This is a genomic window from Campylobacter concisus (assembly GCF_002913545.1).
GTDB classification, from domain to species: domain Bacteria; phylum Campylobacterota; class Campylobacteria; order Campylobacterales; family Campylobacteraceae; genus Campylobacter_A; species Campylobacter_A concisus_AV.
Genome location: NZ_PPBR01000040.1, coordinates 14,097 through 27,539, shown reverse-complemented (window position 1 = coordinate 27,539; position 13,443 = coordinate 14,097). Strand labels below are relative to the sequence as shown.

The window sequence follows — 13,443 nt, the reverse complement described above, 5'->3', positions numbered from 1 at the left end:
TATGCGAAATCATAGAGCTTGGCGGTGCGCTACACTGCATAACGGCGGAGAAATTTGGGCGGTAGAGTTACCGCCTTGTTTGCTATTTTTTGTTTTTGCTCCAATATTCAAAATCTTCTGGAAATTCTACATTTTTGTTTAAGTAGTTATTCCAAAATTTGTTTATACCTCTGGCAATAGGTTCAAAACTCTTAGCCGACAAAAAATCGCTTTTTGCATTATTGCAAATATAACAAGCCAAACGACAATTCTCTTTTGAATATTTATTTTCACTTTTTGGCGCTGTTATCACTCGTTCAACTTCTAAAAATTTTCCTCTTTGCCTAGCTTTTTCATATTGCGTATTTTCGCTTTTAAAGTATTCTTTTAAATCAGCTTCTTCAACTCCACAATAGCAACATTTTTTCTCTTGACTGTTGTACCAATTTAAGAATTCATCTCTTCCACCAAACCCTTCTATTCTATCCGCAGTAGCTAGACTATTTATTCTTTTATTATCATCGGTATAATCGGTAAATGACTCGATATTTAAGTCAATCATATCTTTTTGTATTACTTTTACGATATCCCCATTTTTACAAATTTCAAATTTATCACTAAAAAGCACCTCCGTATCGGTATCAAAATTTTTTATCTCAAGCTCAAGTCTATAAAATTTATCATCATCAATGCATCCAATAATTACATTGACATTATTTTTAACTTTTTCCAATATTTCTTTTTTTAATAAAAGCCTATATTTCTTATCAACTCTTTTTGAAATACTTTTTACAATCACCTTTTCATCGTCTTTTTCGGCATAAAACCAGTCACCGGGATTGGATATAAAATTCTCAAATCTCTTGTCTGTTAAAATATATGCTCTTGTTCTAAGCGTTAATTTCTCTATCATATTTTACTCTCCTATAAAGTTTTCACTATTTTACCAAAAGAGAGCGGACACAAAAATGTCTGATCAACCCATTACAATTACCAAAATTTCTTACAAAAGGATCAAAATGCAAGAGAAAATAGATAGGATCAAAAAGATCATCGCAGAGGCTGATGCAGTCATCATCACAGCAGGTGCTGGCATGGGTGTAGATAGTGGATTGCCTGATTTTCGTGGGGATCAAGGCTTTTGGAAAGCCTATCCACTTTTAAGGGATAAAAATTTAAGCTTTGAAGATATGGCAAATCCGCAGTGGTTTTTTGATGATCCAAGGCTAGCTTGGGCATTTTACGGACACAGGCTAAATTTATACAAAAATACAGAGCCTCACGAGGGCTTTAGGCTGCTTTTAGATCTTGTAAAAAGCAAAAACGAAAACTACTTTGTCTATACCTCAAACGTCGATGGACACTTTGCCAAGGCTGGCTTTAACAAGGATAAAATTTACGAAGTTCATGGCTCGATCCATCACGCCCAGTGCATCCACAACGACGATGGGATGATATGGAGCATGTGTGAGAGTAGCGTAGAGGTCAATGAGGCTAAATTTATCGCTACAAAGATGCCAGTTTGCCCTGAGTGTGGCTGCGTAAGCCGTCCAAATATCATGATGTTTTACGATCATGAGTTTAACCCAAAAAGAACCTTGGCACAGCACAAAAGATATGAAGCGTGGCTAGAGCAAAACAAAGATAGCCGCTTTGTGATCATAGAGCTAGGCGCTGGGCTTGCGGTACCGACAATTAGAAATTTTGGTGAGAAATTCGTTAAACGCTCCAAAAAAGCAACTCTTATCCGCATAAACCCACGAGATAACTACATCTCAGAGTATATCGGCATAAGTCTAAAATGTGGCGCACTAGATGGTCTTAGGCAGATATTATGCTAGAAAAGACACCTTCTAGTCCTAATTTGGATATAATCGCCAAACTAGGAGGCCAAATGAAACCCATCATAACCAAACAAGAAAATAGCAAATTTGAACGCATAAATTTTATAGCCCTAAAGCTAAGAGAGAGACCGCACACGATAAAAGAGCTAACAGCCATGCTTGGGGTGACCTCAAAGACCATCCAGCGCGACCTTTACGACACGCTTAGAGAGTATGGCGCCGTCAAAAAGGGGCACTACTGGAGCCTAAACGACGAGGATGCGAGCGACGGACTAGACGGAGATGATAGAGTGGTGCTAAATATCCTTGATAACGTGGCAAAAAATATGGGATCAAATTTTTACAGCAAAGCTCACGTGCTTCTAGAGCAAATTTCTCAGCAGTTAAACCACCCAATACTTACAAATATAAACAACGAAAAGCTAAGCGAGGATGACCTCGTAAATTTTCAAGCGCTTGAGGATGCCATAAGAGAAAAAGCGGAGATAACATGCACGTATAACGGCTTTGAGTTTCTTGTAAAACCTCTAAAGCTGGCACTTTTTGAGGGATTTTGGTATCTGCTCTTGCTTGATAGCAAAAAGGGCAATAAATTTAAGAAATTTCACCTAAAGAGCATAAAAGACATAAAGCAAAGTGGGGATAAATTTGAACTAAGTGGCGAGCTAGATGAGCGTGTAAAGGCGATGAACTCAGCATGGGCAAACTTAGAAGCTCCAAAAACAGCAAGACTACTGCTAGCGCCAGAAGTAGCAAAATACTTTGAGCGAAAACCACACGCAAAGCAGTGCATAACTGGTCAAGATAGCGACGGCTCAGTCGAGATCGAGATAGAATTTACCCACATAATGGAGGTAAAACCGCTCATCTACTACTACCTGCCATTTATAAAGGTGCTTGAGCCAAAAGAGCTAGCTGACGAGGTCAAAAAAGATGTCAGCGAGTATCTAAAAGAGATAAATTTCTGACGAAGAGGCGCTATGAGCAGCAACGATAAAGAGACGCTAGAGCTTATTAGATACTATAAAAAGAGCTGGTCGCTACTGCAAAAATTTGATGATGGATCGCTTGATCTTCGCAAAAGCGATCAAGGCGAAAATTTTATCCTTGGATATGACGAGGCGCTAATGGCAGTGGATGAGCTAAAAAGAGAGCTTATGAAAAAGGGCGAGGCGTCAAATATCTTTGGCGTCCAAAAGGCAAATGAATTTGAAGGGATAATAAAAAATATCTACCAGACATTTGGCGGACGTGATCTTTTGGCGAGCCCACAAGAAAAAGCGGCAAATTTGATCTACTACATCATCAAAGACCACCCATTTAGCGACGGCAACAAACGCATCGGATCATTTATATTTGTCTTGTTTTTGTCAAAATGCAAGCTACTTTTTAAAAGTAATAGCGAGCGTAGAATTAGCGACAACGCCCTTGTTACACTTGCATTATTTGTAGCTCAAAGCGAGCCAAAACAAAAAGATATGGTGGTAAAATTGATCACAAATTTGCTCGGGGATTAAAAGGCTGATAGATACAAATGAGTGGCTTAAAACTTTTTCACGCTAGCGATCTGCACTTTGGTGCTGGCTATTTTGACTATATTTTGGCTCTTCAAGACAAATTTGACATCTTTTGTTTTAGTGGTGATTTTCTATATAAAGAGAGCACACAAGAAAAAGAGCAAACAACTTTGTGGCTAAAAAGCTTTAAAAAGCCCGTGTTTGTATGCTCTGGCAACCACGATATGCCGCCATCTTGGCTAAATTCTATAAATACCATATACTCTGATGGCGCTATAAAGACTATAAACGGCGTTAAATTTGGCTGCGTGCCTTACTTGTGCGATGATCTGCTTGAATTTGCGGAGTGCGACATCTTACTGACCCATGTTCCCCCAGCAAAGACAAGCACGAGCATTAGTAAAAATGGCAAAGATCACGGGGATATAGAGCTTGCAAGGCTTATTAAAAATAATCTTTTAAATGCAAAGATCATCCTTTGTGGGCATATCCACGAGCCAAAATCTCACACGGACGTTTTAAACGGAGTTAAAATTTATAACTCTGCAAGTAGCGGCGCAAAAGAGCCATTTTATCGAGCGATAGAGCTATAGCTCTCTATCATTTTAGCTACCTCTTGATGCTCGTATGGCGTCATTTTTGTATTTAAAATTTGCAAGTATATCTCTTTTATAAATTCACTCTCACAGCCAAAGTCGTTTTTTAGATTTTGCAGTATAAATTTAGCCTCAGTAACGACATCATACGCATTATTTAGTGCCTTGACGGCTTGCCTGTAGAAATCTTTTGACATCTCAGTGTTGCTATATTTCATAAAATTTGCATTATTTACATAGTCATAGCTTGACTTAGCCTGCGCCAAAAAAGAAAACTCATCATACTCTTGCCAAAGTTCTTGCTCGCTCATTTTTGCTCCTATATTTTTATTATAAATAAAAATATGGACAAAATTTGTCTATAAATATCTATATAACAGCTTTTACTATAGTTTAGAAATAGATAAAGTTAAGATCGGTCAACCAATTGCCAACTCTTTAAATTGGCATTAGCGATTAAAGCGACCCATCTATCCAAAAATAACTGTTTGACCTATACCATAGCTAGCTTAATGATTTCATCAGCCAATGGCTCTAGCTCATCTTTCATTTTTATTAGTTCATTAACCAGCTCCAACTCGCCATATTTGTTTACGACTATTTCTCTTAAAAATTGATCTTTTTTTAGCCATTTCCATCTGGCAAATCTCGCACCTATATTCCATTCGCTAGAAATTTTAACTTGTATACTATCAACGTATGCCTTATTTATTTTATCTATATCATAAGCAAGTCCAATGTATGGATTTAGAAAGTTCCTATTATCAAATTCTAGAGTAAAAGTTAGTATATGCTCATTGCCCCAACTATATTTATAAAAACTTATAGGTTCAAAATACCTTCTAGTATCAGCCTCTTCTATTTCTACGCACCATTCTTGTGATAATCTTTTTTCAAGCTCGGTCTTTACGTTTGACATAAATTCATTAAGCCTATTTGCATTGGCTATATCAAAGTATTTATTTCTTATTTCATCGACTATATCATAGTTCTCTAGTATTATCTTACTTATTTCCTCAGTATCCATCTCTACTCCTTTATAGGTTCCATAAATTTTTTCAATTACGTTTTTGTATTGCGATATCACGGCGGCTAAATTTGCCAAATTCCCAGCCTCATCAAGACACGAGCCAAGCCACTTCATTATTTCTTCCTTATATGAAATCGCCTTGAATTTAGCTACTTCATTGCCGTATTCATCCAATATTTTACTATTGCTGATTTTTAGTCCATCCAAGCTATAGTCGCTAGGCTCACGCCTTTCTGGCGATAAAAATAGCACATAAATTTCGGCTTCGCCGCTGTTTTCTTTTTGGATGGTTTTTATATATCTTTTTATCTGAGCCTCTTGATCGCCAGCATTTATTTTATTTTCTAAGATAATATGCTTCGTGCCGTCGGTTATATAGATATCTATATTTTCATACTCTTTATAGACTTTTGCGGTTTGTAAATTTAGTCCAAAATTATCTAATCCGCAAGCTTTTATAAAAAGCTCTAAAAATAGCTCTTTTTGGTAGTGCGGAGAACTTGTATCTAAAAGCGAATATATAAATCGAGAATGTAACCGAACCTCATCGTTTATATCTAGAAGTGCCAAAAATAAGTTGTAGTCATTATTGCCACGCAGCTTTTTAGTTTCTAACTTGTCACTTAGAAATTTGATTTGTTTTAACATAGATTCAAATTTTTCTATATCCATACCTTTCTCCTTTCAATTTTTAAAACATTATATCTAATAAACTAGACATTTTTTGTCTTAGTGCACGATTTCTCTTAGTTTTTCTAAAACCCTAACCATCGCTAATGTATCTAGCTTGCAGTATTCCAAAAGCGCCTTTTTATAGGCATCGCGCTGGGTTTCGTTCATACAGGCCATAGCAGCATATGCTTGCATAGCTTCGCCTCCGTGATGGATCAAATTTAAATCCTTATACGCTGACTCAAATTCAGGCACGAGCGCCGGCAAGACGTATTTTATAGAGTAGCTGCCCTGCATTTTTGGGTGGTAGTAGCTTTTGCTAGCAAATGGCACCATCAGGTCTTTTATATTGTCATGGATAGCCATAAGCTCGTTTGAGATTTGCGGATAAATTTCGGCCAGGCGTCTTATCACTCCTTTTTCAAAGCTCATATTATAAGCCAGTACGCAGGCGTCCTGCGGGATAAATTTGATCAAATTTAGCGCCAGCTCGTATCTAGGATCAGTTCCCGACTCGGCCAAAAACTCAAAATGCTCTAAATTTCCATTGCCATCATCCTTGTGGATAGAAAACTGAAAAGGTATCTGCTCGTAAGGCCTAAGCCCTATAAACTCAGGTACCGCCTGCTGAAATGTCTCAAAGTCAAGGTGATAGAGTGGATAGCTAAGCGTGTCTAGAAATTCTTTAATGGCGCCTTTGTCTATGATCTGCTCCTTGGATAGTTCGGAGCGGATTTGTATCTGCTGAGAGGCGTTAAATTTATCTAGCTCTTTTATGTCTTCAAATTTAACTATGCCGCTTTTATAAAGCTCAAATTTCTTATCGCTTCTTAGACGAGATATGTCAAAGATACTATACTCCGGTATGCCTCGCTGCTCGCGCCAGCAGTACTCCCAAGCGTCGCAAGCGTAAGGGTTTGAGCAATGAGGGCCGATGTCAATGTCCGGTTCAATATTTTTGCTGAGAATTTCATCAAATTTACTTAAAATTTGAGGGATGTCCGCTTGTTTTTGCTTTACTTGCTCGGTTACGTCTTCGATATGAAAAAACTTCTCAAGCTCGAGCTTCTCGCCTCTTACGTAGTTGCTATCTATATGGATGATATTTACGGCACTCACCTTGTAGCCAAGCGAGCTAATGACGTAGTACTGGATGCTTGTATCATCTATATAGACGTCTTTTACCGAGGTTGAGCTCTTTACTTCGTTGATGACAAGCTCGTTTTTGCCGATACGAAGGATATCCACCATCACAAGGATGCCGTCAAAGCAAAAAGTGGCCTCGTAGATGACCTTTGCGCCGTGCTCGATAAGCTCTTTTGTTTTTGCCATCTGTGAGCTAAAGTCGCCCGTATACTCTATCCTTTCGCCGCTGCTAAAGAGCTCACAGGCTAGCTCGCCGACTGAAGTGCCCGTATCAAATACCGCCTGCGCGCCATCATCTGGAGCTTGCAAAACCTCAGGCTTTTTCTTTTTAAGCCACAAGCTCTTTTCACACTGAAGACCGCGGATGTAGAGGGATTTAGATAGTGTCACTCTACATCTTCTATAAAAGTTAGTCTTTTTTTTAAATCTTCTATAGTGTTAGATTCATCTTCATTTAAATAAGTCTCTATCTCCCAATGATCGAATAAAAATTTTATGAGTTTTTCACTTCTTACTTTAATCTCATTTAAACCCCATACGTTTTCTTTGGCTATCTCATTTTCTGAATACGAACCATTGTAATAACCAACAAATTCTCCATCTTTTCCACTCTTTTTAATTAAAAAGTCATAATTGCTTAATTTTGAATTTTTAGCATTTGCAAGAGGAACAAGGTTTCCTATAGTGCCTACTATTTTTTGAATTTTTTTACCCCTTAATCCTTTGACGACCTTTTTCCAATTTCCATCAGGCGTTTGAGGTAAAATATGCTCTATAGTGCAATAGTTATTTTTAATACTAGTAAAACTACTCCAAGATATTTTTAACTCCGAGTTTTTAGATTTTTCCCTCAAATAAAGCTCATACTCGTACATAAAGTATTTAAGCCCATTCCAATAATAATATCCTCCTCCTTCATTAAATTTATCCTGAATGTAGTCATAGAAATGATTTGGTTTTATATAGTCCACTAACCATTTTTTAATATTTTTAATTATGTCAACTATACTTTTATTGTTTTTGTAATATTCACTAGCATCGGCGTAAAACGAACTATCGCCTGTGTTGGAACGTCTTCTAGATATATAAAAAATTAAAAAAATATATCTTTCTATTATTTTTAATAGATCAACAAAATCTACTTTGCATATTTCTGGTCTTAGTAAAACAGCCATTAAAATGGGCTTAAAAGCACCATAATTTAATCTATAAAGTTTTTCCAAGAGTATTTTTATTTCTTTGTCTTCATTATATTCCGACACGTTATGTAAAATATACCACTTTTCTATACTGTCTTTTAAACTATTAATATATTGCCTTATATATTCTACATTAAGTGTTTTATTAACCTCTTTTGAAGTAAATATTTTATCCAGAAGATCCACCATATAGGCATTACTAACTTCTCTATTATAAGAAAAATACATTATCCAGTGATTTTTTAAAAAATCAGCATCATCAAGTATATTGTCTTTATTTTTACCTAAAAATTCATATATATTTTTCCAGCATGTATTTATTTCATATCTCAATGCTTCTCCACCTTGCTCTTTATTAAATTTAGTGGAAATATAAATGAGCCTATTTTTTAATAGTTCTAAATTGGATAATTTTTTACCACGATTATTCATTGTTTCAAAAGCAACAAATACATCCATTTCATCAGATATAATGTATTTATTAAATTTAAAATTTTCTGTTAATTTTTTAAATACAACTTCCTTATCTGTTAGTGATATTTTTTTGATCTTGTTTTCAAAAAATTTTTTTGCATCTTCTAAATTTTTGGTATATAAAGTATCTTTGTTTTCATTTGTTATAGAGCTATTGCCAAAAATCCTAGTTTTTAAAAATTCAAAACTAGGATTATCTGCAGTATAACCAAAATAATAGTAACTACCTTCTGGGTTTTCTCCCCCGATATATTGATTCACATATTCTTTTGGTCTCCTATCGCAAAACCACTCTTCATCTTTTACGCTATCTAGTAAAACTTTTATTAAAATAACGCTAGTAGTAAGTCTTTGTTGCCCATCAACTACGTAACATACTGAGTTTGACTTGTTTGCACCATTGTCTCGCTGCCACATATCAGCATGGTCTTGCCTCTCCGAATCAGTAACATCCTCTAGTGTTAAAACACCTGTATAATGAATCCTTCCCAATTCCAATTCATTCAAATCATCCCAGAAATCATCCAATTGTGCCTTGCCCCAAGCATATCCGCGCTGATAATCAGGTATCCTATAGTATCTATTGTTAAAAATATCGTTAAGAGAAACCAATTCGGCCATTTTTAAATCCTTTAATTAGATTTTTGTTTAGATATTATTATATCAAATATCATATCTCTCACTGATTTCTGTTCTATCACCTTTTCTCCTTTTACTTACCCTATATCGTCAAAAAGATCTTTATTTCAAAGTCCTTTTTTGTGAGATTATACCAGCAAAATAGGAATAAAATTTGTCCATTTTTTATTTTAAAATTCATCCAAAAAAGGAGTGGCGATGAAAAAGATCAGACAGATAAAGGAGCTATTTGAGGCTGGTAAAGAGAAGCAAGCAAAGGATATGCTGGGTCACTTGCTAAACAATTCGACAAATCAATGCTTTGTCTGCACAAGATGGATATACCGCACGATGTGTGGTAGGCTTGAAAACGGCATAGCCGGTGCAGATGCTATATTTAAGCTTATGCAAAAGAACAAAAACGCTGAGATATTTGGGCAAGTATATGAACTAGAGGACGATCTTTTTCGCATATAGGCTTTCATAAATGGGCTCGTGAAGTTTTAAAAACCTACAAAAACTGGTAACTTCCTAAATTCTAAAGAATCTAGCTTAATAGATAAATTTTTATCAATGAGAAAAAGGTGGATATTAAAAGTAATGCTTTAATATTATGGAACTTAAATTTTAGAAAGAACCCAATAGCACTGCTTTCTCCAGTAAAGAACAAATGCTTATAGTCATTTATAATAAAATACGCTTTTATTTAAAAAACAATCTTGTCTGTATTTTATTCCATGCATTTTTATGATATAATTGTATTGTATTACATAATTCAGGGATAAACTATGTTAGATCAACTTTTTTTAAAAAGCAATGACCTTATAAGATTAAACAACCATAAATTTAAAAGATATTTTATAGACTCCAAGGATTTATCTCATAGACTTATCGTTATCCTTGGGCAAAGAGGAATAGGTAAAACAACTACACTAGCTCAGCTAGCTAGTAAAAACAAAGATAGTCTTTACCTAAGCCTAGATGACATAGAGATATCAAATGATATAACCTCGATTATAAGAGAGTTTGTACTAAATGGTGGAAAGCATCTATACCTAGATGAAATTCATAAAAGTAAAGATATATCTGCAGTATTAAAATTTGCCTATGATAATTTTAAAGATCTAAACATAGTAGCTACAGGCTCGTCTGCTCTTGAAGTGCTAAAAAGCTCTCATGATCTAAACAGAAGAGCGATAGTATATAAGATGAGTGGAATGAGTTTTAGGGAGTATGTAGGGCTAAGATACGACATAAATCTAGAAGCGGTTGAGCTTACAAATTTACTTGCAAACCATCAGGATATAGCTGTTGATATCATTAATACTTTAAAACAAAAAGAGCTAGCAGTTATTAAGCTTTTTAGAGAGTATCTAAAGGTGGGTTACTACCCATACTATAATGATATGCCAAATGATACTGTCTTTTATCAGACTCTAAGGCAAAGCATAGAAGCTACGATAGATAGTGATCTTTTAAGTATATATCCAAATTTAAACGGCAATACGGCAAGAAAGCTAAAGATCTTAACTCATGCTATAAGCACAAACGTCCCGTATCAACCAAACTACTCAAGTCTAAAATCGCTTGTTGATATAAGAGACGATAGAACCCTAAAAGAGTATCTTGCTATGCTTGATAGTGCTGGGCTCATAAGGCTTTTAATGAAAAAAGAGCTTGCTATAAAAAATATGGATAAGGCGGATAAAATTTACCTTGAAAATACAAATTTAATGTATATAAACAGCCCTGATATAGGAAATGTGAGAGAAACATTCTTTGCCAATCAGCTTGGAAATATTACTGAAATTTACTCAGGCAAAGCTGGAGATTTTATAGTAGGCGAATTTGTCTTTGAAATAGGTGGAGCCAAAAAGAGCTTTGAGCAGATAAAAGATATACCAAATTCATTTGTAGCAGCAGATGATATTGAAGTTGGTGTCGGCAATAAGATACCATTGTGGCTATTTGGGTTTTTGTATTAGGGTTTATATACGTGTAAGATAAGCCAAATAGAACATTGCCTAAAGGGTGGGGATTATATCTTTTTAGAATATACAACACAAAATCGGAAATAGCGTCTAAAATTTCAAAAGATTTGAAAAAATGATTTAACGAAGAAAAAACTGGTTCTACTTTAAATGCCTATGCAAATGCTGCTGGATATAGGCTTGATGTAAATTTTGTGCAATAGCCTTGGAGTGATTTGCATTTATATAAATCTACTATGTTGATCTTCTATTATCCTTTGGGTGCTTTTGCTTTCTTGTGTAGGTCTTTTTAGATCTCACGACTCTTACATGCAGGCTGATGCTTCCTTTGATAGACGCTACTATAACTGTGTCTCTTGTTTTTGTTTTCATTTTTATCCTTGTCTTATAGAAGTACAATAATTATAGGGTACAAAAACGACAGAATATGTCATAAAAATTTAAAACTAAGCAATTTTGCTATTTTGCTTCTTTTTTGCCACAATGTGTCCAACTTGCTAGATACTATCCCATCTTGTTTATTTAAAAAGGAATAATAATGAAAAAAATGTTTGTTCTAATAAACCATGATTTAACACAAGAGCAAAAAGATCAAGCTATAAAATCATTTGATATCGACTATATAATAAATATTGCAGATAATACGTGGTCAAATATCAACCCAGCAGATGAAAATATATTATATGCTTTAAATACATACAAAAAAGAGTTGATGCTTGAAGCTAAAGCTGGTGATATTTTGCTGGTACAAGGTGACTTTGGTGCTACTTATAACATGATAAATTTTGCCAAAAATATTGGGATAAAAACTATCTATGCTACCACTAAACGCATCTTTGAGGAGCTTACTATAGATGGTAAATTGGTAACGAGGCGTGAATTTAAGCATGAAAAATTTAGGGAGTATTTATAAAGCCTACCTTTTTTATTAAGTAAAACACAAGTTGCAAAACGAGATAATCTTCTATACTTCAAAAATATAAGCTGTTAAATTTAAAGGATGCAAATGCCACTAACTATAGTCAAAAAAGCAAATCCGCCCCAGAGTGAAGAGATTAACAACAAAATAGCCGTTATTACGATTCTTGGCATACAAGGCCAAAAAGAGAACATTAAAACCGAAGGTTGCGCTAGATATTATTTCGCTGGTGAGAGCCCTGATAAATCGCAAGAGTTTTTTAACACTTTGCCGTTGCTGGCAGATAAATTTGGTGCTGAAAATATAGTACCCATATATACCACAGATGCTAGGGAGTTTAATGAAGCGGTAATGGCTCACTACGTAAATTTTCAGATAAATTTTAACGATAGCTACAAGATCACAGATGAGAAAAATTTTTGAAGCTTTGTTTGAGATATTTGAGAGAGTGATAGATGATCTAATTAAAATTGGTGTTGGTAAGATCGTCTTTGACGTGACGCATGGCTTTAGGCATCTGCCTTTGCTCGCACTGGTTGATCTACTCATACAAAACTTTTCAAACGTCTCCCAAATAGATCAAATTTTGTTTGCAAAGGAGATAGAAAAATTTAAGCTATACGAGATAATAGACTTAAGGCAATACCTAGATATCGCCAATATCGCCTTTGTTATCGCAGCTTTTTCTCAAAACTATACCTTGGCTCAACACATAAGGGTAAAAAGATTTGAGCCACTAGTAAATGCTTTAAACGATTTTTCAAATAATATACTAAGCCTAAATATCGCAAAGTTAAAAAGCTCACATAATGAGTTGATCAAAGAGCTTGACAAGATAGATGATATTGCGCTGATATCAAGAGCTAGGGATCTAAAAGATAGACTAAAAAAAATATGTGACTGGAGCGACAGCGCATATATTTTTAGATATAAATTAGCCAAAGATATGTTTAAAAAGGGTTATTTGTTGCAGTCGTTGGTATTATTATTTGAAAGTGTGAATAGTTATATAGTTGGAGTTTTTGAAAGAAATATCCCTATCGTGTATAAGAAAACTTTAGATGAATGCTCCAAAAAAAAGGAGCGTAAGAATTATTTGGTAAGTAATTTTTTTGTTCAAGCATTAAAATCTCGAGAATGCGAAGATGATAAGTTTAGAGAAAATACAATGAAAAATTTTCGTAAACCCTATCATGAATTTGAATTTAAGCTTGAAGCATCAGATATAGCTGAAATAAAATCAGTTGCCAAGACAAAATTTAAAAATTTAAATGAATTAACTAATTACCGTAATAGATTAGATGAACTACGCAACGACTTTGCACATGGCAATATCAGTGAAGAAGAATTTAGCCATATCAAACAAGAGATAAAAAAGCTGTTTGACAAATATCAGAATTTTATAAATATACAAGAAAGCCTATAATTTAATATTTTTAGACATTATATGTCTATCAT

15 protein-coding genes are annotated in these 13,443 nt (G+C 34.8%); 9 read left to right on the top strand and 6 right to left on the bottom strand.

Translation table 11 applies throughout. From position 1 onward, the window contains the following. Positions 1 to 82: 82 nt before the first annotated feature. A complete protein-coding gene (locus CYP05_RS02780; protein WP_103641927.1) occupies positions 83 to 892 on the bottom strand; it encodes a hypothetical protein in 810 nt (269 codons plus the stop codon). 106 nt (positions 893 to 998) lie between these two features. Here CYP05_RS02780 and CYP05_RS02775 point away from each other — a divergent pair, with 106 nt between their 5' ends. From CYP05_RS02775 to CYP05_RS02760, 4 genes are read left to right on the top strand one after another with little or no spacing between them, the layout of a single operon-like run. Next, positions 999 to 1,820 (top strand): SIR2 family NAD-dependent protein deacylase, encoded by an 822-nt coding sequence (locus CYP05_RS02775; RefSeq protein ID WP_103641926.1) that lies wholly within the window; start codon positions 999 to 1,001, stop codon positions 1,818 to 1,820. A 53-nt stretch (positions 1,821 to 1,873) separates the two neighbouring features. Continuing rightward, a complete protein-coding gene (locus CYP05_RS02770) occupies positions 1,874 to 2,791 on the top strand; it encodes a helix-turn-helix transcriptional regulator (protein ID WP_103641925.1) in 918 nt (305 codons plus the stop codon). Between the two features lie 12 nt (positions 2,792 to 2,803). Then, positions 2,804 to 3,340 (top strand): type II toxin-antitoxin system death-on-curing family toxin, encoded by a 537-nt coding sequence (locus CYP05_RS02765; RefSeq protein ID WP_103641924.1) that lies wholly within the window; start codon positions 2,804 to 2,806, stop codon positions 3,338 to 3,340. A 17-nt stretch (positions 3,341 to 3,357) separates the two neighbouring features. Continuing rightward, entirely contained in the window at positions 3,358 to 3,933 is a 576-nt protein-coding gene (locus tag CYP05_RS02760) for a metallophosphoesterase family protein (RefSeq protein ID WP_103641923.1), read from the top strand. Here the strand turns inward: CYP05_RS02760 and CYP05_RS02755 are convergent. From CYP05_RS02755 to CYP05_RS02740, 4 genes are all read right to left on the bottom strand, one after another. After that, a complete protein-coding gene (locus tag CYP05_RS02755; RefSeq protein WP_103641922.1) occupies positions 3,912 to 4,247 on the bottom strand; it encodes a hypothetical protein in 336 nt (111 codons plus the stop codon). The genes CYP05_RS02760 and CYP05_RS02755 overlap by 22 nt on opposite strands. 182 nt (positions 4,248 to 4,429) lie before the next feature. Beyond that, positions 4,430 to 5,638, bottom strand: a complete 1,209-nt coding sequence (locus CYP05_RS02750) for a PD-(D/E)XK nuclease family protein (protein ID WP_103641921.1) — start codon at positions 5,636 to 5,638, stop codon at positions 4,430 to 4,432. 57 nt (positions 5,639 to 5,695) lie between these two features. After that, positions 5,696 to 7,174 carry a DUF2779 domain-containing protein gene (locus CYP05_RS02745; protein ID WP_103641920.1) on the bottom strand — a complete coding sequence of 493 codons (1,479 nt, stop codon included), beginning with the start codon at positions 7,172 to 7,174 and terminating at the stop codon, positions 5,696 to 5,698. Continuing rightward, positions 7,171 to 9,078, bottom strand: coding sequence for a DUF262 domain-containing protein (locus tag CYP05_RS02740; protein WP_103641919.1), 1,908 nt, complete (start codon positions 9,076 to 9,078; stop codon positions 7,171 to 7,173). The genes CYP05_RS02745 and CYP05_RS02740 overlap by 4 nt, the downstream gene beginning before the upstream one ends. Before the next feature lie 216 nt (positions 9,079 to 9,294). On the opposite strand from CYP05_RS02740, the gene CYP05_RS02735 reads away from it, so the two are divergent. Further along, on the top strand, positions 9,295 to 9,552 hold the full coding sequence (locus CYP05_RS02735; RefSeq protein WP_103641918.1) for a hypothetical protein: 258 nt from the start codon (positions 9,295 to 9,297) through the stop codon (positions 9,550 to 9,552). Between the two features lie 311 nt (positions 9,553 to 9,863). Then, complete coding sequence (locus tag CYP05_RS02730; RefSeq protein ID WP_103641917.1) at positions 9,864 to 11,060, top strand: ATP-binding protein; 1,197 nt, start codon at positions 9,864 to 9,866, stop codon at positions 11,058 to 11,060. Positions 11,061 to 11,300: 240 nt separating this feature from the next. Here CYP05_RS02730 and CYP05_RS09895 read toward each other — a convergent pair whose 3' ends face one another. After that, positions 11,301 to 11,438 (bottom strand): hypothetical protein, encoded by a 138-nt coding sequence (locus tag CYP05_RS09895; RefSeq protein WP_181001156.1) that lies wholly within the window; start codon positions 11,436 to 11,438, stop codon positions 11,301 to 11,303. A gap of 166 nt (positions 11,439 to 11,604) precedes the next feature. Here CYP05_RS09895 and csx20 point away from each other — a divergent pair, with 166 nt between their 5' ends. The 3 genes from csx20 (at position 11,605) to CYP05_RS02710 (ending at position 13,411) form a co-directional block, all read left to right on the top strand. Next, a complete protein-coding gene (gene csx20, locus CYP05_RS02720; protein ID WP_103641916.1) occupies positions 11,605 to 11,979 on the top strand; it encodes a CRISPR-associated protein Csx20 in 375 nt (124 codons plus the stop codon). Positions 11,980 to 12,072: 93 nt separating this feature from the next. Continuing rightward, positions 12,073 to 12,408, top strand: a complete 336-nt coding sequence (locus CYP05_RS02715) for a hypothetical protein (protein ID WP_103641915.1) — start codon at positions 12,073 to 12,075, stop codon at positions 12,406 to 12,408. Further along, positions 12,392 to 13,411, top strand: a complete 1,020-nt coding sequence (locus CYP05_RS02710; RefSeq protein ID WP_103641914.1) for a CRISPR-associated DxTHG motif protein — start codon at positions 12,392 to 12,394, stop codon at positions 13,409 to 13,411. Before CYP05_RS02715 ends, CYP05_RS02710 begins: the two co-directional genes overlap by 17 nt. Positions 13,412 to 13,443: the final 32 nt, after the last annotated feature.

Coding starts and splice junctions, on each gene's coding strand:
- CYP05_RS02765 (WP_103641924.1), top strand. CDS start 2,804: ATGAGCAGCAACGATAAAGAGACGCTAGAGCTTATTAGATACTATAAA.
- CYP05_RS02715 (WP_103641915.1), top strand. CDS start 12,073: ATGCCACTAACTATAGTCAAAAAAGCAAATCCGCCCCAGAGTGAAGAG.
- CYP05_RS02775 (WP_103641926.1), top strand. CDS start 999: ATGCAAGAGAAAATAGATAGGATCAAAAAGATCATCGCAGAGGCTGAT.
- CYP05_RS02750 (WP_103641921.1), bottom strand. CDS start 5,638: ATGGATATAGAAAAATTTGAATCTATGTTAAAACAAATCAAATTTCTA.
- csx20 (WP_103641916.1), top strand. CDS start 11,605: ATGAAAAAAATGTTTGTTCTAATAAACCATGATTTAACACAAGAGCAA.
- CYP05_RS02780 (WP_103641927.1), bottom strand. CDS start 892: ATGATAGAGAAATTAACGCTTAGAACAAGAGCATATATTTTAACAGAC.
- CYP05_RS02730 (WP_103641917.1), top strand. CDS start 9,864: ATGTTAGATCAACTTTTTTTAAAAAGCAATGACCTTATAAGATTAAAC.
- CYP05_RS02740 (WP_103641919.1), bottom strand. CDS start 9,078: ATGGCCGAATTGGTTTCTCTTAACGATATTTTTAACAATAGATACTAT.
- CYP05_RS09895 (WP_181001156.1), bottom strand. CDS start 11,438: ATGAAAACAAAAACAAGAGACACAGTTATAGTAGCGTCTATCAAAGGA.
- CYP05_RS02710 (WP_103641914.1), top strand. CDS start 12,392: ATGAGAAAAATTTTTGAAGCTTTGTTTGAGATATTTGAGAGAGTGATA.
- CYP05_RS02735 (WP_103641918.1), top strand. CDS start 9,295: ATGAAAAAGATCAGACAGATAAAGGAGCTATTTGAGGCTGGTAAAGAG.
- CYP05_RS02770 (WP_103641925.1), top strand. CDS start 1,874: ATGAAACCCATCATAACCAAACAAGAAAATAGCAAATTTGAACGCATA.
- CYP05_RS02760 (WP_103641923.1), top strand. CDS start 3,358: ATGAGTGGCTTAAAACTTTTTCACGCTAGCGATCTGCACTTTGGTGCT.
- CYP05_RS02755 (WP_103641922.1), bottom strand. CDS start 4,247: ATGAGCGAGCAAGAACTTTGGCAAGAGTATGATGAGTTTTCTTTTTTG.